The organism is Parabacteroides chongii, assembly GCF_029581355.1.
Classification (GTDB): domain Bacteria; phylum Bacteroidota; class Bacteroidia; order Bacteroidales; family Tannerellaceae; genus Parabacteroides; species Parabacteroides chongii.
The window spans coordinates 4,933,082-4,959,350 of record NZ_CP120849.1 but is presented as its reverse complement, the minus strand read 5'-3'; the positions used below and the strand labels follow the sequence as shown (position 1 = coordinate 4,959,350).

Genomic DNA, 26,269 nt, shown 5'->3' with positions numbered 1-26,269 from the left:
TTATGAATAAAACGCTTATGGCTGCCAGCCTGGCAGTAGTCTTAGGAGCCTGCAACTCCTCAAAGAAAAGCGATGTAGCCGAGTCTACACCCAATCCGTTTTTTACAGAGTATACGACACCGTTCGGTGTTCCTCCTTTCGATAAGATAGAAGTAGCACATTACAAGCCCGCTTGTGAAAAGGGAATGGAAGAACACAAAAAGGAGATTGATGCCATTGTCAATAATACCGAAAAGCCTACTTTCGAGAATACGATTGTGGCTCTCGATCAGGCAGGCGAGTTGTTAAACAAGGTCATGTATGCCTTCGGTGGGCAGTCAAGTGTGAACACGACCGACGAAATACAGGCACTTGAGCAGGAGTTTTATCCGCTGCTGTCTGCCCATTTTGACGATATCAATCTGAACCCGGCTCTTTTCGCCCGTGTGAAAGCAGTTTATGATCAGAAAGCATCACTGAACTTGGATAAAGAACAGGCCAAGTTGCTGGAAGAAACATACAAAGGTTTTGTGCGTGGCGGTGCAAATCTGGATGCAGACAAACAAGCGAAGCTACGTGAATTGAATGAGAAGATTTCTGTGCTGGAACTTACTTTCGGACAGAATGTATTGAAAGAAACGAACGCTTTTAAACTGGTAGTCGATAAGAAAGAAGATCTCGCCGGCCTGCCTGAATCAGTAGTTGCCGCTGCTGCTGAGACTGCCGCAGCCGATTCGATGGAAGGCAAATGGGTCTTCACCCTTCATAACCCAAGCGTGATGCCTTTCCTGCAATATGCCGACAATCGTGCGTTGCGCGAAAAGATATTTAAGGCTTACATCAACCGCGGAAACAACAACAATGCCAATGACAACAAGAATGTCGTTAAAGAACTGGTTGCCGCGCGTCTGGATAAAGCGAAGTTGTTGGGGTACGAAGACTTTGCTGCTTTCGTGCTGGATGAGAATATGGCTAAGAATGAAAAGAACGTGTATAACCTGCTCGACCAGGTCTGGACACCGGCACTGAAAAAAGCGAAAGAGGAACTCGCAGATATTAACGCTGAAATAAAGAAAGAAGGAGGTAACTTCAATGCAGAAGGTTGGGACTGGCGTTATTATGCCGACAAAGCGCGTCAGGCAAAATTCAATATGGATGAAAACGAAGTACGTCCGTATTTGGAACTGAACAATGTGCGCGAAGGTGCTTTCTATGTTGCTAATAAATTGTATGGAATAACCTTTACGGAAATTAAGGATATCCCGAAACCGGATCCGGATGCTTTCGCTTTCGAATGCAAGGACAAGGACGGTTCTTTACTGGGCGTCCTTTATATGGACTTCTATACCCGTCCGGGTAAAAGCGGAGGAGCCTGGTGCGGCAGCTACCGTTCGCAGACTTACAAAGACGGCAAGAAAGTTGCCCCGGTCGTTACAACGGTGTTCAATTTCAGTAAACCGGTTGCCGGACAACCAGCCTTGTTGAGCGCGGATGAAGCTGAAACTGTCTTCCATGAGTTTGGTCATGCGCTGCACGGATTGTTCTGCGACGTTCATTATTATGGTGTTTCGGATGTTCCCCGCGATTTCGTAGAACTGCCTTCACAGGTCATGGAACACTGGGTGTTCGAACCGGAAGTCTTGAAAGTATATGCCAAACATTATCAGACCGGCGAAGTGATTCCTCAGGAGCTGGTGGATAAGATCGTAAAGAGTGGTAAATACGGACAGGGTTTTGCTACCATCGAATATCTGGCAGCTTCTTTGCTGGATATGGATTATCATATTCTGAAGAAACAATCGGCAAATATGGATGTAGAGGTCTTTGAAGCCGATGTAATGAATAAACGAGGATTGATCAGCCAGATTCCTCCCCGTTACCGTACTACTTATTTCAGTCATACAATGACAGGCGGATATACTGCCGGTTATTACAGTTATATTTGGGCGGAAGTACTGGATGCCGATGCTTTTGATGCTTATAAAGAGACGGGTGATATCTTTAACCAGGAAGTGGCTACTAAATTCCGTCAGTGCGTCCTTACTCCGGGTGGTATCGATGACGCTATGGATATGTATAAGAATTTCCGGGGAAAGGAGCCGAGCATCGAGCCGTTGCTGAAAAACAGGGGACTGAAATAGTTGACAAGTTAGTTGACAGTTGACAACTGTCATCTGTCTTGTCAACTGTCAACTTTTTTCTATCTTTGTGCAAATTAGTAACTTAAACAAAACATAATGAAGAAAACAATTATGGCTGCCGGATTAGCCGCTGTTTTGACAGCCTGTGGTTCGTCAGGAAATAAAACAGAAACCATGACAGAAAACCCTCTTTTAACTGAGTTCAAAACTCCGTTCGGTGTTCCTCCTTTCGATAAGATCGAACTGGATGATTATATGCCTGCTTTTAAAGAAGGTATCGCTCAACAGCAAAAGGAAGTAGAAGAGATTGTAAAACAGGAAGCTGCTCCCGATTTTGAAAATACGATTGTCGCACTCGACCAAAGTGGTGATCTGTTGCGTAAGGTAAGTGCAATTTTCTACGGGCTCAACAGTGCGAATACAAATGATGAGATGCAGGCATTGAGCCGTGAATTATCTCCGTTACTTTCAAAGAACAGTGATGATATTCGTATGAATCCGGATTTGTTTGCCCGTGTAAAAACGGTGTATGAGAATCAGGAATCGATGAATCTCAATAAAGAACAGAAGAAATTACTGGAAGAAACCTATAAAAGTTTTGTCCGTGGCGGAGCAAACCTGGATGCAGAACAACAGGCTCGTTTGCGTGAACTGAATAGCGAAATATCCATGCTTCAGTTGACTTTCGGACAAAATATGCTGAAAGAAACGAATGCTTTCCAATTAATTGTAGATAATAAGGACGACCTTGCCGGATTACCGGAGAGTCTGGTCATGAATGCTGAAGTAGCTGCCCGTTCGGCTGGTCTGGAAGGCAAATGGCTTTTCACGTTGCATAATCCGAGTGTGATGCCTTTCCTGCAATATGCCGACAACCGTGCGTTGCGTGAAAAAATTTTCAAAGGTTATATCAACCGAGGGAACAATGGCAATGATGCCGACAACAAAGACGTTGTACTTAAATTGATCACTCTCCGTCTGGAAAAAGCCAAACTGATGGGTTATGACAACTACGCTTCTTTTGTGTTGGAAGACCGTATGGCAAAAACGCCGGAACAGGTATATGCTCTCTTGGATGAGATCTGGAAACCTGCACTGGCTAAAGCTAAAGACGAACTGGCTGATATCAATACAGAGATCAAGAAAGAAGGCGGCAATTTTGAAGCGGAAGGTTGGGACTGGCGTTATTATTTCGAGAAAGCTAAAAAGGCTAAGTTCGATTTGGACGAGAATCAGGTCCGTCCTTATCTGAAGCTCGAAAATGTGCGTGACGGCGCTTTCCTTTTGGCTAACAAGTTATATGGTATAACATTTACTCCGATCAAAGATATACCGTTACCTCATTCGGATGCTCAGGCTTTCGAATGTAAGGATAAAGACGGTACGCATCTGGGGGTTCTGTATATGGATTTCTTCCCTCGTGCCAGCAAACGTGGCGGAGCCTGGTGTGGAACATATCGTTCGCAAACTTACAAAGATGGTAAACGTCTCGGTCCGGTTGTTACGATTGTATGTAATTTCTCCCAACCGGCTCCCGGACAACCTGCTTTGCTGAGTGCAGACGAGGCGGAAACATTATTCCATGAGTTCGGTCATGGCCTGCATAACCTGTTTAAGGACGTGCATTATTATGGCGTATCGGGTGTTCCCCGCGATTTCGTGGAACTGCCATCACAGGTTATGGAACATTGGGTGTTTGAACCGGAGTTGCTGAAAGAATATGCAAGACATTACGAAACAAATGAAGTGATTCCTGCCGGACTGATCGAGAAACTGGATAAGAGCGGTAAATACGGACAGGGTTTTGCAACGACCGAATATCTGGCTGCTTCTTTGCTGGATATGGATTTCCATGTATTGAAAGAAGTACATGAAGGTGCCGATGTGATGAAGTTTGAAGAGGCTGTCCTGGGCGACCGTGGCTTGTTGAAACAGATTCCTTCCCGCTATCGTACGACTTATTTCAATCATACGATGGGTGGCGGATATACAGCTGGTTATTATAGTTATATTTGGGCGGAAGTATTGGATGCCGATGCTTATCAGGCTTATAAGGAAAGCGGTGATCTTTTCAATCAAGACGTAGCTCAGAAATTCCGCCAGTATGTTCTTACTCCGGGCGGTATCGATGATGCAATGGATATGTATAAAAACTTCCGTGGCAAGGAACCGAATACGGAACCGCTGCTGAAGAATAGAGGTTTAAAGTAGAGTTACTTTTCTCTTGATAGAAAAGTAACCAAAAGATCAAGGCTGCACCGGCCTTGATCTTTTGATTACTTTTGGATCAAGCCAAAAGTAATTAATAAATTTCGATAAAATAGGAAGCCTCAAATACTTCTCCCGGCTCCAAATGTTGTATCCAGTCTTTATCCTTATATTCTCCTGTATAATTGACCCGGTCACAGCGTCCGTACCACGGTTCGATGCAAACAAAAGGCGCATTTTTAGCAGGAGGCGACCAAAGGCCGACAACCGGTGCCGTGAAATATACGGAGAGTGAGGTGCTTCCGTCCTGTTTCAATAAGTCGACCCGGTTGATCTGGTTGTTTTCAATGACTAACGCATCTTTGTCGAAAGTGTGTGTATCCAGTGGTAACAATCCTTCTTTGTCAAGTACAAGCGGATATTCTTTCTCTCCGATGCATCCTTTCTCCTCGACCAGTTTGTATGTCAATCCCTGTGTTTTATCAAAGGCAAAGAAACCTCTTTTCTGATCTTCTTTGTCGTAGTCCGGAAAATAGAAAGCCGGATGTGCCCCGATCTGGAAATGAAGTTCTTCGTTTCCGGTATTTTTTACGTACCATAAAACTTCGATCTGGTTACCGGCCAGTTTATAACCGATCTCCAGGCAGAACGGGAAAGGATATATCTGCAATGTCTCTTCGTTTTCTTGTAGCCGGAAACGCAACTCCGTATCAGTTTCCTTTATTAGTTCAAACTCCCGGTCCCGTGCAAAACCATGTTGCGATAGTTTGTATGTCTTTCCGTTATGGCGGTATTCGTTATTCCACACACTACCCACGATAGGGAATAAAACGGGCGAGTGGCGTTTCCAGAAAGCCGGATCTGCCTGCCATAAAAATTCTTTACCGGTCGCGTTGGCAACGATGCTGCTGAGTTCGGCTCCATGTGGTGACACCTGAATAGTCAACAGGTTATTCGATAATGTTTTCTTCATCTGATCTGTTTGTTTAAGTCATTTTCAATTTCAACAAAGTTAGTGAACTTATTTTTTGATTCTCCAGCTCTTTTATAATAAATCAAAACAGAAAGCGTTAAAAGATCATTGAATAGTTGAAAATATGAAGCTACACGAAAAAAGATTCTCAGCAATAACTAGTATTGCATTCCTACTTTGTTTCTGCCTTTCTTTTTCATTGGAAGCAAGTGGACGCTATGCGGACAATTCTGTATTAAGCAAAGGACACTGGGTGAAAATACAGATCGAAAAAGACGGAATATATAAACTGACTTATTCCGAATTGAAGAATATGGGTTTCGATGATCCCTCAAAAGTCGCAGTCTATGGCTATGGCGGTTGGCCGTTGGAAGAAGATTTTACCAAACCCTATGTGGATGATCTGCCTGCTGTTCCGGTATTAAAAGAAGATGGATACCTGCTTTTTTATGGAAGGGGAACAACAAAGTGGAAACAGGCTACTACTAATAATGATAATGAGGCATTCAATCATTTTATTCATATAAATAACCCATATTCCCTCTATGGATATTATTTTCTGACAGACGGGGCCGAAGCCAAGGTGCCGGTGCAAATTAAAAGCAGTGATAAATCTGCCAGTCGGAGGATTCAAACTTTTGATGATCATCTGTTGCATGAAAAGGATTTGACATCTGTTAATTTGTCGGGCAGACGTTTGTTTGAGAAGTTGTCACAACACTCTCAGACCTTTAAAGACTTTGGAAATCCGGAGATATTGGGAATAGTTGAGGATGGCATTTACGTCGATTGTCAATTGGTCGTGCAAACTACTACGGCAGAGATGACAGGTGCAGTCACATTATCATTTGCCGGTAATGAACCTGTGGGTAGGAATAAATCTTTATTGGGTGGAACCTATACCAAAGGGTATGATGTAAATGTGGTTAAGGAATATCAATACAAAGCCGGAGATGATCTGAGCGTTAAAATAGAATATCAAAAGGGGCAGAAAGCAAGTACGGATGCCTTGGTGGATTACATTCGTTTGAACGTAAAGCGCCAGTTGAAGGCTTATAATGAACCTTATACTTTTTTCCGGTCCTTTGAAGCCTTGAATAATGTATCCAGGTTTGTTATAGAAGGAGCAAATTCGGCTTGCCGGGTTTTGGATATAACAGATCCGGTCAACTGTAAAATAATGGAAACCGAATTGAGCGGTTCTACTTTATCATTTACTATTCCGGAAAGTAAGATACTGAGGGAGTTTGTTTTGGTTCGGACTGATCGTTCAGATTTTCCGACACCGGTCAGCAAAGGAACAGTCGAATGCCGCAATCTCCATAGTTGGTCTGATATCGATATGATTATTATTTCTCCATCAGCTCTGAGAAAGGAAGCGGAGAGATTGAAGGTTGCACATGATGATATACGTGTAGAAGTGGTGACCCCCGAAGAAATATATAATGAATTTTCCAGTGGAACACCTGATGCTACTGCCTATAGAAGGTTCATGAAAATGCTGTATGATAAAGCCGTTGCAGAAAAGAATCGCCCGAAATATTTGTTACTGTTCGGTGATGGTGCCTACGATAATCGTTTTGTTACGGAATCATGGAGTAAGATGAGTGATAAGGAGAAAGCTAATTTCCTGCTCACATTTCAGTCGGAGAATTCATTAGATCAAAACTCTTATGTGTCGGATGACTATTTCGGCTTTTTAGAAGATAAAGAAGGCTCGGAAAATTATCCTATCGAGATAAGTACAGTGGATATAGGCATTGGACGATTTCCTATCCGTTCGGTATCCGAAGCTCGGAAAATGGTCGATAAAGTGATCCGTTACATGAATAATGATGAGTTGGGAATCTGGAAAAGTGAGGCTTGTTTTGTGGCTGATGATGGAGGTAATGCGGATAATGCAGATGCAAATGACAAAAAAGCCAACGATCATATGAAGTATGCAAATAATGCTGCAGAAACAGTAGAGAATCAGGCGCAGGATATGCTTGCCGGCAGGTTGTTTTTTGACAACTACGTGAAGGATTACTCTAATTCAAATCCATATTTGGCTGTGACGGAAGACCTGAATAAAAAGTTGAAAAATGGCTTGATGTTGGTTAATTATACAGGACATGGTAATACAACTTCGTGGTCTGACGAAAAAGTCCTGACGCAACAGATGATCGATAAGTTTGTTTATCCTAAATTGCCTTTGTGGATTACTGCTACATGCGATTTCTGTCGTTTTGATGCATTGGCGACATCGGCTGGAGAAAGTGTTTTTCTAAATGAAAAGAGTGGTGGTATTGCTTTATATACAACTGTTCGGGTTGCTTACGGATATGATAATGATGAGATAAACAATAAATTCCTTCATGAATTATTTAAACCGGATCTTAATGGTCTGTATCCGGCTTTGGGAGATGTCGTTAAAGAGGTGAAGAATTCTTATCGTTTTAAGAGATCGAAGAATCTGAACTTTACCTTTATTGGTGATCCTGCTTTAAAGCTGAAAATACCCTCTCACAAAATACGTATAAATACGGTTAATGGTGAAGACGCCATTCGACATACGACAAGTTTAAGAGCTTACGATGAAGTGAGTGTGGAAGGGGAAATCCTTGCTCCGGATAATTCCTCTCTTGATAATTTTAACGGAAGGCTGGAAGTGAAAGTAATGGATAGTAAAGTAGAAATAACTACACGGAATAACTTTAAAAATGATACGGCTTTTAAATATAAGGACTATAAAAACCTTATTTATAAAGGTTCTACTATGGTACAGAATGGTAAATTCAATTTCTCCTTTTATGTTCCCGGCAATATCTCCTATTCCGGAGCAGCCGGCAAAATGATTTTATATGCGGCTGATAGTGACCAAAAGATAGAAGCAAAGGGCAATTTTACCAATTACACAGTGAAAGGAACTTCCGACAATCCGGTAGAAGATCATGAAGGGCCGGAAATATTAAAACTCTATTTGAATGATTCAACGTTTGTCAGTGGCGACAAAGTAAACGCGACTCCTTTCTTTTATGCCCATTTATGGGATCAGACAGGAGTTGATATAACTGAAGGAGGCGTTGGACATGATATCATGCTGATGATTGATAACAAACCATTCACCAGTTATAATCTGAATTCCTACTATGATAATGTATTTGGACGGAAAGGAGAAGGTGAGGTAAGATTTGGTATACCACAGTTGAGCGCAGGTGAGCATGAAGCTGTTTTTAAAGTATGGGATATAAAGGGAAATCCGACAACTCATACTTTCCGGTTTAATGTTGTTGAAGGTCTAAAACCTTTCATCACCAATGTGATCGCAACTCCTACGCCTGCGAGGGGAAATGTCGAATTTCATATTACGCACAACCGTCCGGAATCCCGGATGAAAGTAGGTATCATGGTTTACGACATGACAGGTCGTCTGCATTGGAAGCATGAAGAGACAGGTTCTTCCGAACTGTTCAAAGACTATACGATAGACTGGGATTTGAGAAATAATTCGGGAACTCATGTGCGTCCGGGTGTTTATATTTATCGCGCAGCGGTAAGTACTGATAATTCTAAAGAAGCAACGGAAGCAAAGAAGATGATTATTTTGTGGTGATCCTTTATAACCAGTAGATTGAAAAAGTAACTGTCATACTATCATTCTATGTTTTGAATACATTGAAATTCATGCTGTTTACTCTGTGATAGTATGTATGATAGTATGAAATTGTACTGTCATACTATCATAAAAATACCTGTTTGTTTTCACGAAGTATACTTCTTATTTTCAATAACATACTTACTAAATATTATTGAGACCCGGGTCTCGACACCTTCAAGACCCGGGTCTTAGCATCGTTCAGATGGGGGTGTAAATGGCATTCAGATGGGAGACTTGGAGAAGATTTCTGCTAAATAAGACGTAGTATTGCTGAAAAAAAGAGTATGTTCTGTGCAAAATAGCCTGTTTTGTAATGCTTTTGGATACCTTATTTTTCGATGAAAAGGGCCAAAATGATAGTTGAATGACAGTTTATGATAGTTGCATGATAGTTGTTTTGGGTAACTATCATGTTTTTGTTGCATGAAATTCAATCGGTATGCCGAAAATATGATAGTATGATAGTTGATTTGTGCAAAACTATGTTCGACACTAAAAAAAGACTGTGTCCGATATGCAATTTTTATATACATTTGTAAGAAATAAAATGCACCATGGAAAGTATATATACACCAAATGAAAACAGATACGCGGAGATGACGTATCGTCGTTGTGGACGCAGCGGTATCTTATTGCCAGCTATTTCTCTGGGGTTATGGCATAACTTCGGCAGTGTGGATGTTTTCAATAACTTTATCAAGATTGCCCATACGGCTTTCGATAACGGGATTACCCATTTTGACCTGGCGAATAATTACGGGCCAGTCTACGGTTCTGCAGAAGAAAATTTCGGCAGGATTCTGAAGAAAGGACTGGGAGCTTATCGGGATGAGCTGCTTATTTCGACAAAAGCCGGTTACGATATGTGGCCCGGTCCGTATGGGAATTGGGGTAGCCGGAAGTATTTGATGGCCAGTCTCGATCAGAGCTTGAAACGGATGGGACTCGATTATGTGGATATCTTCTATTCCCACCGTCCCGATCCGGAAACACCGATAGAGGAAACAATGGGAGCTTTGGCGGATATTGTCCGTCAGGGGAAAGCATTGTATGTGGGCATTTCAAACTATAATGCCGAACAGACGGAAAAGGCGCTGGTCGTATTGAGAGAGTATCGTGTTCCTTGCCTGATCCATCAAGCACGTTATTCCATGTTCGACCGTTGGACGGAACCTGATTTGTTACCTTTATTGAAGAAAGAAGGCGTAGGCATGATCGCTTTTTCTCCTTTGGCACAGGGAATGCTGACCAATAAATATCTGCACGGAATACCGGAAAACTCAAGGGCTGCCAGGTCGACAGGACATTTGCAGCGTGAGCAGGTGACGGAGGAAAAAATAAACAAGATACGCCTCTTGAACGAGTTGGCTATGGGACGCGGGCAGACGTTGGCAGAAATGGCGTTGGCATGGTTACTGAAAGACGATCGTGTGACTAGCGTCCTTGTCGGAGCCAGTTCGGTAGAACAGTTACTGGATAATTTGAAGGCGTTGAATAATATTAGTTTTACATCAGAGGAACTGGAAAGGATTGAATCGATATGACACCATTCTTATACCAGGTAGCCTCTTTGTTTTATCAGCAATACGGAGCGGAGGTCAGTAAGCTGGCATTTGTTTTCCCTAACCGGCGAACAGGCCTGTTCTTTCAAAAATATCTTTCGGAGGTGGCGGACAAGCCGCTTTTCTCTCCGACGATCCTGACCATCAACGACCTGTTTGTGCAGTTGAGCGGCAAACAGGCGGCAGATAAGATCAATATGCTGTTCATGCTGTACGATATCTATATCCGGCATAGCGGCTCGACGGAAACCTTTGACGAGTTCCTCTATTGGGGGGAAATGTTGCTGAACGACTTTGATGATGTCGATAAATATATGGCAGATGCCCGCATGTTGTTTACGAATGTGACGGACCTGCGGGAGATAGAGAACGATTTCAGTTTCCTGGATGAAGATCAGATTGCGGCAATCCGTACATTCTGGTCGTCTTTCTATCCGAAGGGAGATTCTCCGAACCAGGAAGAATTTCTGGCTGTCTGGAAAATCCTGTATACGTTGTACACCGATCTGCGTGAAGCGTTGGCGGCGGAGGGAAGAGGCTATGAAGGTATGATCTTCCGTGAAGTCGTTGAACAGATGGAGCAGGATGACTGTTGTGACCTGCCTTATCTGAAGGTGGTCTTTGTCGGTCTGAATGCCTTGTCTGTCGCGGAGGAACGTTTCCTGATGCAGTTGCAGAAACGGGGAATCGCTGATTTTTATTGGGATTATGCTTCGGATAAAGTGACGGACCGGGATAATAAAGCGTCCTATTTTGTCGAACGGAATCTTAAAAACTTCCCGTCGCAGTATCCGCTTCCTCCGGAAGAAAAAACGGAAACACAGATTGAGGTGATCGGTATTCCTTCCGGTATCGGTCAGGCAAAACAGGTGTACACATTGCTGAACGAACTTTGCAAGGAGGATGAAATGTCGCCCGAGGAAGCGTTGCGTACAGCCGTTATCCTGCCTGACGAACATTTGCTTATTCCGGTACTGAATGCCATTCCCGAACAGATACGCCGTATCAATGTGACGATGGGGTATCCGTTGGCAGGTACGCCAGTCGCTTCTTTGATGGAGTATATCCTGGCATTGCAGAAAAATGTACGTTATGTAGACCGTCAGCCGGTTTTCTATTTCCGTGACGTGCTGCCTATCCTGAACCATCGGTATGTCAGTTCGACCGGTCCGGAAACGGTCAATGCCCTGGTAAAAGATATTGCGGAAAACAATAAGATCTATATTTCTGCCGCCGATTTGGGAAAGACGCCTCTTTTGTCCGTCCTCTTCCTGCCGGTAACAGATGTCAATACCTTTTCCGATTACCTGATCAATGTCCTGCAGGAACTGAATAAGGTGATGCACGCTTTATCATCCTTCGGTGAAGAGGAAGAAGATGCCACCCAGCGCACCAACGACCTGGAGCAGGAGTTTATCTTCCATTACTTCACGACCGTCAACCGTATGAAAGAGATCATGCAGGATGCCGGGATCGAGATGAAGATCGACACCTATTTCCGCCTGCTCAAACGGGTGACCGATACGATAACTATCCCTTTCCGGGGCGAACCGTTGTCCGGTCTGCAGATCATGGGAGTTCTTGAAACCCGTGCACTGGATTTCGACCGGCTGATCATCCTTTCCATGAATGAGGGTATATTCCCACTCAGGAAAGCGGCCAACTCGTTTATCCCTTATAACTTGCGAAGAGGTTTCGGCCTACCCACTTATGAGCATCAGGACAGTGTGTGGGCTTACCATTTTTATCGTCTGATTTATCGGGCGAGCCATGTCAGCCTGCTCTACGATACCCGCAGTAATGGTTTGCAGACAGGCGAAGTCAGCCGTTTTGTCCATCAGCTGCACTACCATTATGAAGAGCCGTTGCAGAACAAACTGGTCGTCTATAATGTCTCGTCCGCGAAAACCCCGGCTTTGCAGGTCCGGAAAACGGACGAAGTGATGCAACGGTTGGAGGCTTTCCATAAAGGAGGGCACAGGGCCATTTCTGCCAGTGCGGTCAATACCTATCTGGATTGTCCGCTGAAGTTCTATTTTTCGGTGGTCGAAGGTATACAGGAGGAAGAGGAGGTCAGTGAAACGATCGAGAGCAATGTGTTTGGAAGTATCTTGCACAAAGTGATGGAAGAGTTGTACATGCCTCTTTGCGGAAAGATGGTAACAGCCGATTTACTGAAGGCGATTAAGAAAGATACACCTGTCCTGACCGGTGCTATTGCACGGGCATTTGCGGAGATCTTCTTTATGTCGGATGTCGTACGTCCTTTGACGGGGCAGAACTTCCTGATCGGTGAGATGATCCGGAAATATGTGGAAAAGATACTGGAGCGCGACAGTAAACTGACACCTTTCCGTTATATCGAATCGGAGCGGAAGATCAACCGCCTGTTTACCCTGGGTGACGGTCGGACGGAAATCCAGTTGAAAGGTTTTATCGACCGGATCGATGAGGTGCGTGATACGGTCCGCATCATCGATTATAAGAGTGGGAGCGGGACTTCGGTATTTACTTCTATAGAGAGTCTGTTCGATAAAGAAGATAAAGACCGTGCCAAAGCCGTGATGCAGGTTTTCATGTACTCATGGATGCTGGGCGACGTGCCTGCAGGAAAGACCCTTCAGCCGGGAATTTATTATATGCGTACGCTCTTTTCCGATTCGTTCGATGCAGCTGTGAGCCGGCGCGTGGAGCGGATGAAAACAGAGCCGGTAACGGATTTTTCTGTTTATTCGGCCGACTTTGAAGCAGGACTGCGCCGTTGTCTGGATGAGATATTCGGACAGGAAACTCCGTTCGTGCAGACGATGACGGAAAAAGCCTGTGCCTGGTGTCCTTTCAAGGATATATGCGGAAAATAGGCGGAGAAGAGTCAAACGGATCAGAACAGGAAACCGAGCGAGAAGCTCATCATATTGGTCCGCTTGTCTATCGAGATATTTCTTTCTATCGGGGTTAACGAGGATTTGTCCTTAAAATCGGACTCAACCTTGTTAAGCCCGAATTCGTAAGTGAATTCGAAAAACAGACGCCAGATACTCACACCCAGCCCTGTGGCGATGCCCAGTCCGAACGGTGTACTGTTATTGATGTATTCGTTGGTGACTTCAGAAAAATGGGTCGTATAACGTGACTTGTAGTTGTATTTCACTTTGGGTCCTACCATCAGGCTGAGGGCATAAGGACCTTCCTTTACAAGATAATAACCGATCATGACCGGCATTTCCAGTGAAGTCGTTTTTAGTTGGAGCCGGTCTGTTTCCGAAATACTTCCGGCTGCCTGGTCTGATTCGGTAGCTTGCGGCAATGAAAAAAGGACATCTCCTTGCTTGCGCGACCATGTCAAGTCCGGTTGGATAAAGAAACGGTCGATATTGATCCTGCAAAAGAAAGAAGCCTGATAACCGACTTTGTATTGCAGACGGATATTTTCGGCTTCGACACCGTCTATTGTCAATGAGTTAATGATCGGGAATGTAGAATTGACTCCCACCTTTGCACCAAGGTAGAAGATTTTATCTTCAATCTGTATGAGCTTCTGTGCCTGGACTGAAATGCACAGAAGAAATAATGGCAATAGAAGGAGAGTCTTTTTCATACGTTTATTTTTTCTTTTTTACGGACCAACCGAATTTACCTACAAACTCACCTAACCCATAATATTTACCGTGCGAATAAGCCAGCAGGTCTGCCCGTTGCATATCGAATGCATCTGTTTGTGGATCCAGGTATTTATCATCCGCCTGGACGTTGAGAACATCGGCGATGAACATATCGTGGCTGCCCAGTGCAATCACTTCTTTTACCCGGCATTCGATACAAAGCGGTGCTTCTTCGATGGTGGGGCAATTCACCAATGTTGCTTTACCCGGCGTCAGTCCCATTTCTTCAAACTTATGATGATCTTTTCCTGAATTAACGCCGCACCAGTCGGTGGCATAAGCCAACTCGCGCGTGGTCAGGTTGATCACAAATTCCATATTCTTTTTTAGGATCGGATACGAATGGCGTTCCGGACGTACGGATATATAACACATGGGTGGATTGGTACAAATCGTACCGACCCACGCCACAGTTATAATATTATATTCTGAAGGTTCGCTGCCACAACTAACCATTACGGCCGGTAAAGGATAGATCATGGTACCGGGCTTCCAGTTTTGCTTCATATGAATTGAAAATTGAAAATTGAAAGTTGAAAATGGAGAAGAACTAATTTTCAATTCTCCATTTTCCATTTTCAATTATTTAATAATAATGTCTTCTTTATTGATCTTGCGTTCGCAATAATGACATTTGATCGTGCCTTTCTCTTTGTCGATCACTTCGAAACGGCTCGGCATCGGTTCATTATTGGTGATACATTTCGGATTGTTACATTTAACCAGTCCGACCAGTTCGTCCGGCAAAGTAACCGTCTTTTTCTCTACAACCTCATAGTCGCGGATAATGTTCAGAATCACTTTCGGAGCGATCAGTGCGATACGGTTGATCTCATCTTCTTCGAAGAACTTATCGGATATTTTGATCACGCCTTTACAACCCATTTTCTTGCTTTGGAAATTGTTGCCGATCGTGATCGTGTTGTCCATATTTTCAAGTCCCAACAATTTGGCGACTTTAAATAACTGGCTGGGAGGAATATGGTCGATAGCAGTTCCGTTCTCCAGGGCGGCAACCTGCAATTCTCTTTTCTTTTCTACTGACATAACGATTATCAGAATTAAATATTGATACCTAAAACTTCACAAATAATAGCCTGACGGGCAAACAATCCGTTGCGTGCCTGCTGGATATAGTAGGCTTTCGGATTATCATCCACATCGTAAGCGATCTCGTTTACGCGGGGCAGCGGGTGGAGGATACGGAGATTTTCGCGGCTTCCTTCCAACATTTTGTTACGCAGGATATACACATTCTTTACCCGTTCGTATTCTTCCAGGTCGGTAAAGCGTTCGCGCTGTACGCGGGTCATGTAAAGGATATCGGATTGGTTGATCACCTCTTCGTCGAAAGTGGTATGCTCGTAATATTTGATGCCGTGTTCGTCGCAGAAATTCTTGTATTCGTCCGGCATGCGAAGTTCGTCCGGAGCCACGAAATGAAAAGTAGGATTGAAGTGCGACATGCCGACGATCAGCGAATGTACCGTACGGCCATATTTCAGGTCGCCCACCATTGTGATATTCAGGTCGGTCAGTTTTCCTTGTGTCTTTTGGATCGAATACAGGTCGAGCATGGTTTGCGAGGGATGCTGGTTTGCTCCGTCTCCTGCGTTGATGATTGGAATATCGGTTACTTCCGAAGCATAGCGTGCTGCACCTTCCAGATGGTGTCTCATAATGATCAGGTCGACATAATTGCTGACCATCAGGATCGTATCTTTCAGTGTTTCCCCTTTGGAAGAACTGGTCGTAGAGGCATCCTGAAATCCGATCACTCGTCCGCCCAGGCGGTTGACAGCTGTTTCGAAGCTTAATCGCGTGCGTGTAGAGGGTTCAAAAAACAGGGTGGCAGCAACTTTGCCTTCCAGCACCTTTCGGTTCGGGTTTTCCTCAAACTTCCTGGCGTTATCCAGAATACGAAGAATGTCCTCTTTGGAACATTGATCGATAGAAACTAAACTTTTACTTTTCATTTTGTGTATAATCTGTCTTTCTTGCAAAAGTATAAAAAAAGCGGAGACCGAATAGTCTCCGCTTTATATTTATTTCAGATAATCTGCCAGCTTCGTCGGGAGATAGAATGTATTGTTCTTATCTACATAGACAACGACTGAATTCAGCCGGACTTCTTCCTGTCCTTTCTTACCGATTGTAACGATATTGCTGAACGGTGTGATGTTGATCTGTTTCTTCTTATTCTTCACGACTAATGAAGGAGAACCTTTCTCATCTTTAGCGGGGATAATCTCACATTGGTAGTCTTCGAATACTTCTGTGTGAGGGGCGAAGTTCTCTGCCGTAAGTTCATCCAGCTTATCGCGGTCCATGCCGAACAAAGCACACAGGTAGGCGTTCAGTTCGATATTGGTATGCATACCGATCGGCAGGCTGGCCTTGTCGGGATGGTAGGCTGCCAGGAAAACATCTTCGCCGGTATGACCGCCGGTGGTAAATCCGAAACAGGTTTTTGAGGTAAGTAGTTTCGACATGAAAGAGGTCAGCGAACCGCTATACAGTGAACCTTTGCCTTCAGTTTTGCGTTCGGCTTCCGGGATCGGACTGTTTTTATAGTCTTTACAATGGTTCAAAGCATCCAGTTCTTCCGGGCTTAGTTCGAAACCTGCATATTCACGGAAGATGTTCTGTACTTCCGAATTCGGTTCGCTGTTTACTTTCTTAGCGAATCCTTCTGCCGTCAGTTTATATAGAGAGAACTGGTGGAATAACTGGTCTTTCGTTAGTTTGTCGTATCCTTTGCAGTCGGCACGACCGATACTGATACCGCTGTTTCCGTGGTCCGGAACCATGATAACAGCTGTTTCACCGTTCTGGCGGGCAAATTCGAGTGCGGCACCGCAGGCACGGTCGTAAGCCAACATGTCTGTAGCCATGCCGACTGGGTCGTTTGCGTGAGCGGCCCAGTCTACTTTACTGCCTTCTACCATCAGGAAGAAACCTTCCGGGTTTTTGGATAGTTTTTTGATAGCGATGCGGGTCATCTCTTCCAGGTCCGGTTGTTGAGCCGGGTCTCGGTCGATGTCGTAAGCCATTTCACGGTCACCGAACAAAGCCCACATATTGTCGCCGTTATAGTTGCGCATACCGTTGATGTCGTTTTTGAATACGCCGTATCCGTTACCTTTTAGGTAGGCTTCACTTTCTTCAGGAAGGAGGGAAACACCGCCACCGATCACTACATTCAGATCGTTATGAGCCATCTGCGGAGCGATCCATTCATATTTGCCACGGTTGTAGCTATGGGCGGAACAGTCTGCCGGTGTAGCGTGAGGAAATTCGCAGGTGAAAACAAGGCCGGTCGATTTGCCCTGTGTTATTTTTGCGGCTTCCAATACAGTCGTAAGCGGCTGGAAAGCACGTTCGGGATCGGTCGGATAGATATCGTTGTCACCGTCATTTTCCGGATAAGTAGAGACATAGCCGGTACGGCTCGGATAGCCTGTCATGTAACAGGAAGTAGTCGGGGCAGAGTCGCCGATCGGAGCATTTGATGAGTGTGTACGTACGGTACCGCACAGGTACGGGTCCAGATTCAGGTTCGGTTTGTCCGGGTTGGTATACCATTGCAACCAGCGTGCCATAGAAACGGTAGCCAGTGAAGTTCCGTCCGGTATCAGAAGGATAACGTTCTTGACCGGTTTTACATTTTCCACATCTGCAGCTTTTGCCGGCATAATGATGAATGCCAGTAGAAGCAGAAAAGTAATCGTCTTTTTCATGTGCTTTTATTGTTTATTAATTAATGTAATTGAATGATCTCTTCTTCGAAATGAGTCAGTTTCTCGATACCTGTTTCGGTAACCAGGAAACTGTTCTCGATACCGACGGCTCCTACACCCGGAATGACGAATTTAGGTTCGAGGGCAAATACCATATTCGGTTGCAGCTCTTCTTTGGAACGGGGAGTCAGCACCGGAAGCTCGTTGATCTGGATACCGATACCGTGTCCGACGAATTTAGCCTGCTGTTTGGTTCCCATGAAGTTTCCGGCAAATCCTTCTTTCTCTGCGATACCGGCAGCGATGTTATATAATTCCGAACAGACGACACCCGGACGGGCGACATTTTCTATTTCATTTTGTATCGTTAATGAGGTCTGATGCGCACGATAAGCTTCTTCCGTCAGTTTACCGACTGAAAATACGCGGGTCATGTCGGTCATATACGGTGTATAATTACCTGCCATATCTACCATGGTGGCTGTCCCATCTTTCAGGATCGTGCCGTTAGCTCCGAGCGGGCAGGATGCGTCCATGCCGTTGCCTCCCAGGGCAAAGTCGAAAGGAGAGGGAGCTTCTGCGTTCTCACCTGCCAGGATGCTTCCCATAAAGATATCCATGTTAGCCCCGAATGCACGGAAGATTCCGATCGAACCGTTCTGGCGCATGCGTTTTTCTATTTCATACTGAAATTCGAGGTCGGTCATTCCCGGACGGAAACATTCGGTAATTTCCGAGTATGTCTTGGCATGTTTTTCGGCAGAGATACGGAACTGCGAAATTTCCCACGGTGTTTTGATCTCGCGCAGGGTTCTCATCAAGGCGGTTGCATTACCTGTTTCTTTCGGGTTGAATATGGATTGCAGGCGGATATAATCGTTGTATGTCAACTCGTCGGCTTCCAGTAACAGTTTTTCCGGCATCGGGATACCGCGGGCGGCGAATATCTCGGCTATTTGTTCGGGTTTGCGGATATATTCGATATGATCGTCGGTCAGGCCGTTCGGACGTTTGACGAAGAACCAGGGTGCTCCTTCTGCAGGCAGATAGAAATATCCGCTGAAAATCCGTCCGGTTGTATAATACAGGTTTACATCTACACTCAGCAGGCAGGCATCTGCATGCTGTGCTTGCATTGCCTGTTGTATACGACCCCATTTAAGTTGCAGGTCGTCGATCAGTTCTTTTTGTATCATCTCCAACTTTTATTTTTATGTGGCTTCAAAGGTATTAAAATCTATCGGGAAAAAATGAGTTTGATATTAAATCTTGATTAAATATCATCTGTATTTTCTCTTGTAATATTGGTTGGGCAATTTTGTTTCATTGGGAAGAAACAACTGTTTCACCCGGTGGAAACAACTGTTTCTCCTAGGTGAAACAAATATTTCGAAAACACGGGACAAGGTTCTGAAATAGTAGTATTGAATTACAAATATCGGGCGAAGAATCATGACTACAAAATACTTTTTATATCTTTGGGCAGATTCTAACTTATATAATAAAGAAAGAAAATGGTACTAATAGTTTCTATTGTAGTAATTGTCGTGCTGGCGTTGCGGATAATCTCGTTGTATAATTCGCTGGTCAAGCTGCGGAACAACCGTGAAAATGCTTTTGCTGATATAGATGTGCAGCTTAAGCAACGGCACGATCTGATCCCTCAGTTGGTTGCAACGGTTAAAGGATATGCTGCCCATGAAAAAGATACGCTTGAACGGGTGATCAATGCGCGTAACGGTGCGATGAGCGCTCATACGATTGACGAAAAGATCAAGGCGGAAAATGCGTTGTCATCTGCATTGGCAGGGTTGAAGATCACTTTGGAGGCTTATCCCGACCTGAAAGCAAATCAGAACTTCCTCCAGTTGCAGGAAGAAATAGCCGATCTGGAAAATAAATTGTCTGCTGTAAGACGTTATTTCAATTCGGCTACTAAAGAGCTGAATAATGCAGTGGAGACATTCCCGTCCAATCTGATCGCCGGAATGTTTGGATTCCGTAAGGAGATCATGTTCGATCTGGGCGCACAGCGGGCCACTTTGGAAGAAGCTCCCAAAATTGAATTCTAAGTATGCAATACGTTGGTATACAAACACAGCAGAGCAGGAATAATTTTCGTTCGCTGCTCTTGCTTTGTCTTTTTCCGGTGCTGGTCTGTGTGCTGGTGTTGCTTTTTTGTTATCTGTATGTGATGCTTCTCGGCGGTGGCGGAGGAGACTATCGGATGCCGGGGGAGGTTACACAGATGCAGTTGGCTATGGGCTTTTTCGTACAGATCGCACCGTATGTGCTGGGTGGCGTGCTGATTTGGTTTCTGATTGCTTATTTTGCCAATACGAGTATTATCAATTCAGCGACCGGCTCCAGGCCTTTGAGCCGTATGGAAAACAAACGGGTGTATAATCTGGTAGAGAACCTCTGTATGAGTCAAGGTATGACGATGCCGAAAATAAATGTGATAGACGATGATTCTCTGAATGCTTTTGCCAGTGGAATCAATGAGAGGAGCTATACGGTGACACTTTCGCGGGGAATCATCGATAAGTTGGATGATCAGGAGCTGGAAGCAGTGATCGCTCACGAACTGTCGCATATCCGTAATCATGATGTCCGGCTGCTTATCATATCGATTGTGTTTGTCGGCATCTTTGCGATGGTGGCGCAGTTGGCTATGCGTTCGGCTTATTATTCTTCTTTTTCAAGAAGGAGAGATGAAAAGAACGGAGCCGTTCTGCTGATGCTACTGGTTTTGTTGGTGGCAGCGGTCGGTTATTTCTTTTCCATACTGATGCGTTTTGCCATCTCCCGGAAAAGGGAATATCTGGCGGATGCCGGATCGGCGGAGATGACAAAGAATCCGTTAGCTTTAGCAAGTGCGTTACGGAAGATTTCAGCAGATCCCGATATCGAGGCTGTCGAACGTGACGATGTCGCCCAGTTATTCATCCAGCATCCGGGAAAGCAAGCCGAGAGTGCATTGAGTGGAATGAGCGGTTTGTTTGCAACGCATCCGCCGATAGAGAAACGGATTCAGATTCTGGAACAGTTTTAGCGGGAAGATATGGATATCTTTTTGATCATATTAGGGGCTATTTGCCTGCTGGTCGGGTTGGCGGGTTGTTTTTTACCCGTTCTGCCGGGACCGCCTTTGTCTTATCTGGGACTTTGGTTGCTTCATTTTACGGATAAAGTGCAGTTCTCCGTTACTCAACTGGTTATATGGGGAGTTTTAGTCGTGGTAGTGCAGTTGCTGGATTATCTGACCCCGGTACTTGGTACAAAGTATGGTGGAGGAAGTAAATGGGGCAACTGGGGTTGTGTGATAGGGACGGTTGCGGGGATATTCATTTTTCCTCCCTGGGGTATATTGTTCGGACCGTTTGCCGGTGCAGTGATAGGCGAATTGCTTGGAGGTAAAAAGTCTATAGATGCTTTTAAAGCCGGAATAGGAGCGTTTATCGGATTCCTGCTCAGTGTGGTGGTGAAGATGGCGCTTTGCGGATATTTTGTCTATTGTTTTATAAAAGCTATCATAGGATGAAACCTGGATCTGTGTTTAATACACTAAATGGCACACAGATGACACAAATTAAACAGATGAACACAGATTTTTTATTGATTTTCAATTTGTTTATCTGTGCTCATCTGCGTGCCATAGTGTGACTTTTGACACACTCTCTTGTTTTTGTCATTATTCAGCCGGAGTGCCGCCCGAAGAAATAATTTTGCTACGTTCGATAGATTGTAATGCCAGATAGTTTGCACCGAAGTTTTCCATGTTTTCGATTTCTGTTTCGAACTGGTCGAGATGACCTTCTTCTTCGATAACCAAACCTTCAAATACCTTCTTGGTAGCAGAATCTGCATGTTGGGCACATTCGTTAGCCCATGCATTGTAATCGTCTACACTTCCGGTTTCCATTTCTGCCGCTTTTTCGAGCATTGCTTTTACATCGTGGATTTTTTCTACCGGGCCGGAGCATTTCATTTCTACTTCACCTTTCAGAAACAGGATACGTTCGGCAAGGCGTTCTACGTGCATCATTTCAGTAATGGCAGTACGTTTGAAAAGGCTTGATAACAAGTCATATCCCATATCATCCAGACGGAAGTGGAAATACATGTACTGGTTGACTGCTGTCATTTCATCAGCTACTGCTCTGTTCAGCAGTTCAATACTTTTCTCTCTTTTAATCATAATGCGTTAATTTTAGTCGGAATATCAGATTTTTAATTCGTTTATAGGCCCTAAAGTTAATAGATTTTTTCATCCGTGGTTCAGTTGGATAGATTCTTATTGAAAAATATTTCCAACTTATCAAAAGGTATTACGTCCATCCGATCGTATAAATCTACGTGGTTCGCTCCCGGGATAATCATCAGCTCCTTATTATCTCCTTTTAGTTTTTTGAAAGCATCTTCACTGAAATAGCGGGAGTGAGCTTTCTCACCGTGCATTACGAGTACGGCACTACGAATTTCGTCGCTATAAGAGAGCAGCGGCATGTTGATGAACGGCAAGGACGAGGTCTTGTTCCAGCCATTATTCGAGTTGAGTGAACGGGGATGGTAACCGCGTTCAGTCTTGTAATAGTCATAGTAGTCTTTCACGAATTGCGGAGCATCGGAAGGCAGCGGATCGATTACACCACCGGCAAGCGCATACATGCCGTTCTTCGCATCCTCCGTCCGCTGGGCGTTGAGTTGTTTCCGGAGTTCGTAACGGGCATTGGCATCCATCGAGTCGAAATAGCCGTTGGCATTGACGCGGCTCATGTCGTACATCGTCGAAGTTACCGTTGCCTTGATGCGGGTGTCGATAGCTGCTGCGTTGAGTGCCATGCCGCCCCAACCACAAATACCGAGGATACCGATACGTTCGGGATCGACGTCATCGCGTGTCGAGAGATAATCGACTGCTGCACTGAAATCCTCTGTATTGATGTCGGGCGATGCTACGTATCGGGGTTCACCGCTACTTTCGCCCGTATATGAAGGATCGAATGCTATGGTCAGGAATCCGCGCTCGGCAAGTGTCTGGGCATAGAGGCCCGACGACTGTTCCTTTACGGCACCGAACGGACCGGAGACGGCGATGGCAGCCAGTTTGCCGGTGACATTCTTCGGTATATACAAATCTGCTACGAGCGTAATACCGTAGCGGTTACGGAAGGTCACTTTACTGTGATCAACCTTGTCGCTTTGTGGGAACACTTTGTCCCACATCTGCGTTAAATTCTGATTTTCGTTCATTGTTATATCAGTTTTTAAATGAGTACTTGTCGCTTCGGATATGCCTGTCGTTGTAACAACATTTTTGGTGGAGCTTGCAACGAATAAGCTTCCCATGATGCAAAAGCATGCGACCATTATAATACGTAGTTTCCGGAATGAATTTCTTGCCATACTTTTAATGTTTAATTAGGTAATGTCATTCTCTATTAATTTCACATTACAAAATTACCGGATTACAACAAGCGGCTTTGTACCAGAATCAAGGATATATTTACCTAATTTACGGATTCTCAAAAATGTGTCGGTGTGTTTTCGTGAGTCAGGGATATTTTGTGTAGATTTGTCCTACAGAATTTAATTGAAAGAGAATTATGACTAAGATACAAGAATTTCTGGCTGCTCTGCCAGAAGATAAAAAAGCGTTGTTTATCCCAGTGTTCGGTAATGTAGATAAATTTTACACGGTCGTATATCTGATTGCTCGTAATGAACATGTTACAGATATGGAAAAACCGGATCGATATGAAGATCGTTTGCTGGTGATCCGGCAGATAAGAAGTAAGGTGGAGGATTTGGTTTCTTCCTATGGCCTGGAAGGGAAAGAGATCGTTGCCGATATCGCCAGTGATTATTTTGAAGATTATGTGAATTACAAAGAGCCGGAACTGGATATAACGAATGAAGAATTTATAGGAATCATACAAAAGCTGTAAAAACAGCTACTAAACACTTATGAACATGAGAACACTAAACCTATGTACTGCATTCCTTTTATCTGTAGCCACCTGTCTGCAAGCCCAGGTGACTGTAGTGAAAGAGGGTAAACCTGTGTCCCGTATTCTGATAGAAAAGGATAATTCCGTAGATAATCAGGCGGCACTTCTTCTGCAGGATTTTGTGCAACGGATAAGCGGAGCATCTTTGCCTGTACTGACGGATAAATCCCCCCGTAAAGGAGATATCGTGATTGGAGGAAAAGATACCTCCGGTCTGACTGAAGACGGATTTCGCCTGAAAACAGATAATGGAATTGTTTATATCAGCAGTGGCGGCGATAAAGGAAATATCTATGGAGCCGTAACTTTGCTGGAAGATTATCTCGGAGTAGCCTATTATAGTGCTGATGCTTATAGGCTGGAGAAACGTTCTACTGTGGTTATTCCGGAACTGGACCGTGCGGAGAATCCAGCCTTCCGTTACCGCCAAAGCCAGTGCTATGCCTTGCGGGAAGACCCTGTCTATAAATTATGGTTCCGTTTTGAAGAACCATCCGAAGTCTTTGCCGGAGGAATGTGGGTGCATACGTTCGATCGTATTCTTCCTTCGGACGTATACGGAGAATCGCATCCCGAATATTATTCGTTCATCAATGGCGAACGCCGCCCCGGGAAAGCCAGCCAGTGGTGTCTGACCAACCCGGAAGTGTTCGAGATAGCTGCGCAGAAGATCGATTCGATCTTTAAGGCCAATCCCGGAAAGAATATGATCTCCGTCAGCCAGAACGACGGTAATTTTACCAATTGCAGTTGTCCGTCATGTAAGGCGCTCGACGAACAGGAGGGAGGCCCGTCCGGTAGTCTGATCCATTTCCTGAATAAACTGGCGGCCCGTTTTCCGGATAAGGAATTTTCGACGTTGGCTTATTTATATACCATGCATCCGCCCAAACATGTCAAGCCGCTGCCGAATGTCAACATCATGCTTTGCGATATTGACTGTGATCGCGAAGTGCCGTTAACAGACAATGCTTCCGGACAGGATTTTATGAAAGCGATGGAAGGCTGGTCTGCTATCAGTAATAATATATTTGTATGGGATTACGGAATCAATTTTGATAATTACGTTTCCCCTTTCCCGAATTTCCCGATTCTGCAAAAGAATATTCAGTTATTTAAAGATCACCATGCTACCATGCATTTTTCGCAGATCGGAGGATCGAAGGGCGGAGATTTCCCGGAGATGCGCGCTTATATGGTCAGTAAGCTGATGTGGAACCCTTATCAGAATGCCGATTCACTGATGCGGGCATTTATGGATGGTTATTATGGGGCAGCATCTCCCTATATCTATCAATATGAGAAACTATTGGAAGGCGGTTTGCTCGCCAGTAAACAACGTCTCTGGATCTATGATTCTCCGGTTACGCATAAGGATGGTATGCTGAATACGAATTGCCGTAAGCGTTATAACGAATTGTTCGACCAGGCAGAGCAAGCGGTTGCTGACGATCCCGTTCTGTTGAAACGGGTACGATTATCCCGTTTGCCGTTGCAATATGCCGGACTGGAAATAGCACGTGCTGAAGGAAATCACGACCTGGAAGAGGTAAAAGCCAATCTGGCTCTGTTTGAAGAACGTACGCGCGAGTTCAATATTCCGACGCTGAATGAACGAAACAATCCGCCGGCTGAATATTGTAAACTATATACTGAGCGTTATCTGCCCGGCAAGGCAAAGAACCTGGCAAAGGGTGCGAAGATTATCTGGTTGCAGGAACCGTCCGGTAAATATAAAACTTTAGGTGAGGCAGCCCTGACCGATGAACTGTTCGGTGGAACCACTTTCGTGGAAAGTTGGATAGGATGGGAGGGGATCGATGGTTCCTTTATCCTCGATTTGGGAAAAGACATGCCTGTCCGTTCGGTTGAAAGTGACTTCCTTCACCAGCTGGGGGCATGGATATTACTTCCTCGAAAAGTAACTTATTCTATCTCTTCAGATAATAAGACCTGGCAGTCGTTCGGCGAAAAGAGTTTGGAGGAAGACCGTTCCGTACAAGTGAAATTTGTAGGAGTCAAGTGCGATATACCTTCTCCTGTAACGGCCCGCTATATAAAAGTGGAGATTGAAGGTGTTAAAACCTGTCCGTCCTGGCATTATGGAGTAGGTTATCCGGCCTGGTTCTTCCTGGATGAGGTTACAGTTCAGTAATATTTATTTGTGACAAATAGCAGAATGTAAGTTCTTAATCAAAAGGACTTGCATTTTTAATAATCATGAAATAACTTTTTTTGTATGTGTTGAGTATGAGTATATGCTGAATAACACCTACTTTTGCAATTCGCCCGTAAATGAATGCGGGAGAAGAGAAAAGAATAGTTGTTTTTTAGGAATTTACGGTATATC

The 26,269-nt window shown here is 44.4% G+C and carries 19 protein-coding genes; 10 read left to right on the top strand and 9 right to left on the bottom strand.

The features are described from left to right. The first annotated feature begins 2 nt into the window (after positions 1-2). Together P3L47_RS19075 and P3L47_RS19070 are read left to right on the top strand one after the other, a co-directional pair. Entirely contained in the window at positions 3-2,120 is a 2,118-nt protein-coding gene (locus P3L47_RS19075) for a M3 family metallopeptidase (RefSeq protein ID WP_277781786.1), read from the top strand. 96 nt (positions 2,121-2,216) lie between these two features. Next, positions 2,217-4,331, top strand: coding sequence for a M3 family metallopeptidase (locus P3L47_RS19070; RefSeq protein WP_122360274.1), 2,115 nt, complete (start codon positions 2,217-2,219; stop codon positions 4,329-4,331). A 91-nt stretch (positions 4,332-4,422) separates the two neighbouring features. Here the strand turns inward: P3L47_RS19070 and P3L47_RS19065 are convergent, their stop codons facing one another. After that, positions 4,423-5,301, bottom strand: coding sequence for an aldose 1-epimerase family protein (locus P3L47_RS19065; RefSeq protein ID WP_277781785.1), 879 nt, complete (start codon positions 5,299-5,301; stop codon positions 4,423-4,425). Positions 5,302-5,425: 124 nt separating this feature from the next. Here P3L47_RS19065 and porU point away from each other — a divergent pair, with 124 nt between their 5' ends. The 3 genes from porU (at position 5,426) to P3L47_RS19050 (ending at position 13,364) form a co-directional block, all read left to right on the top strand. Continuing rightward, the gene (porU, locus tag P3L47_RS19060) at positions 5,426-8,896 is read left to right on the top strand and encodes a type IX secretion system sortase PorU (RefSeq protein WP_277781784.1); all 3,471 of its coding nucleotides are present in this window, start codon (positions 5,426-5,428) and stop codon (positions 8,894-8,896) included. A 599-nt stretch (positions 8,897-9,495) separates the two neighbouring features. After that, on the top strand, positions 9,496-10,485 hold the full coding sequence (gene mgrA / locus P3L47_RS19055) for an L-glyceraldehyde 3-phosphate reductase (RefSeq protein WP_277781783.1): 990 nt from the start codon (positions 9,496-9,498) through the stop codon (positions 10,483-10,485). Then, the gene (locus tag P3L47_RS19050; protein ID WP_277781782.1) at positions 10,482-13,364 is read left to right on the top strand and encodes a PD-(D/E)XK nuclease family protein; all 2,883 of its coding nucleotides are present in this window, start codon (positions 10,482-10,484) and stop codon (positions 13,362-13,364) included. The genes mgrA and P3L47_RS19050 overlap by 4 nt, the downstream gene beginning before the upstream one ends. Positions 13,365-13,384: 20 nt before the next feature. Here the strand turns inward: P3L47_RS19050 and P3L47_RS19045 are convergent, their stop codons facing one another. From P3L47_RS19045 to P3L47_RS19020, 6 genes are all read right to left on the bottom strand, one after another. Further along, on the bottom strand, positions 13,385-14,101 hold the full coding sequence (locus P3L47_RS19045; protein WP_277781781.1) for a porin family protein: 717 nt from the start codon (positions 14,099-14,101) through the stop codon (positions 13,385-13,387). A gap of 4 nt (positions 14,102-14,105) precedes the next feature. Beyond that, positions 14,106-14,672, bottom strand: a complete 567-nt coding sequence (locus tag P3L47_RS19040) for a flavin reductase family protein (protein WP_277781780.1) — start codon at positions 14,670-14,672, stop codon at positions 14,106-14,108. Positions 14,673-14,747: 75 nt separating this feature from the next. Beyond that, positions 14,748-15,212 carry an aspartate carbamoyltransferase regulatory subunit gene (gene pyrI, locus P3L47_RS19035; RefSeq protein ID WP_122351489.1) on the bottom strand — a complete coding sequence of 155 codons (465 nt, stop codon included), beginning with the start codon at positions 15,210-15,212 and terminating at the stop codon, positions 14,748-14,750. Between the two features lie 14 nt (positions 15,213-15,226). Beyond that, positions 15,227-16,141 carry an aspartate carbamoyltransferase gene (gene pyrB / locus P3L47_RS19030; protein WP_122360268.1) on the bottom strand — a complete coding sequence of 305 codons (915 nt, stop codon included), beginning with the start codon at positions 16,139-16,141 and terminating at the stop codon, positions 15,227-15,229. A gap of 69 nt (positions 16,142-16,210) precedes the next feature. Then, positions 16,211-17,905 (bottom strand): alkaline phosphatase, encoded by a 1,695-nt coding sequence (locus tag P3L47_RS19025; RefSeq protein WP_277781779.1) that lies wholly within the window; start codon positions 17,903-17,905, stop codon positions 16,211-16,213. A 20-nt stretch (positions 17,906-17,925) separates the two neighbouring features. Next, a complete protein-coding gene (locus P3L47_RS19020) occupies positions 17,926-19,101 on the bottom strand; it encodes a M24 family metallopeptidase (RefSeq protein ID WP_277781778.1) in 1,176 nt (391 codons plus the stop codon). A gap of 318 nt (positions 19,102-19,419) precedes the next feature. Between P3L47_RS19020 and P3L47_RS19015 the strand changes: the two genes are divergently transcribed. Genes P3L47_RS19015 through P3L47_RS19005 form a run of 3 tightly spaced genes read left to right on the top strand, consistent with a single transcriptional unit; the run spans position 19,420 to position 21,449 of the window. Continuing rightward, positions 19,420-19,977: a LemA family protein gene (locus P3L47_RS19015; protein ID WP_277781777.1), complete on the top strand. Its 558-nt coding sequence runs from the start codon at positions 19,420-19,422 to the stop codon at positions 19,975-19,977. 2 nt (positions 19,978-19,979) lie between these two features. Next, on the top strand, positions 19,980-20,960 hold the full coding sequence (locus P3L47_RS19010; protein WP_122360264.1) for a M48 family metallopeptidase: 981 nt from the start codon (positions 19,980-19,982) through the stop codon (positions 20,958-20,960). Positions 20,961-20,969: 9 nt separating this feature from the next. Beyond that, positions 20,970-21,449 carry a DUF456 domain-containing protein gene (locus P3L47_RS19005; protein ID WP_122360263.1) on the top strand — a complete coding sequence of 160 codons (480 nt, stop codon included), beginning with the start codon at positions 20,970-20,972 and terminating at the stop codon, positions 21,447-21,449. A 150-nt stretch (positions 21,450-21,599) separates the two neighbouring features. Here P3L47_RS19005 and P3L47_RS19000 read toward each other — a convergent pair whose 3' ends face one another. After that, positions 21,600-22,106: a ferritin-like domain-containing protein gene (locus P3L47_RS19000; protein ID WP_122351471.1), complete on the bottom strand. Its 507-nt coding sequence runs from the start codon at positions 22,104-22,106 to the stop codon at positions 21,600-21,602. Positions 22,107-22,186: 80 nt separating this feature from the next. After that, complete coding sequence (locus P3L47_RS18995; protein WP_277781776.1) at positions 22,187-23,314, bottom strand: alpha/beta hydrolase; 1,128 nt, start codon at positions 23,312-23,314, stop codon at positions 22,187-22,189. Between the two features lie 200 nt (positions 23,315-23,514). On the opposite strand from P3L47_RS18995, the gene P3L47_RS18990 reads away from it, so the two are divergent. Next, on the top strand, positions 23,515-23,856 hold the full coding sequence (locus P3L47_RS18990) for a hypothetical protein (protein WP_277781775.1): 342 nt from the start codon (positions 23,515-23,517) through the stop codon (positions 23,854-23,856). Positions 23,857-23,881: 25 nt separating this feature from the next. Continuing rightward, on the top strand, positions 23,882-26,074 hold the full coding sequence (locus tag P3L47_RS18985; protein WP_277781774.1) for a DUF4838 domain-containing protein: 2,193 nt from the start codon (positions 23,882-23,884) through the stop codon (positions 26,072-26,074). Positions 26,075-26,269: the final 195 nt, after the last annotated feature.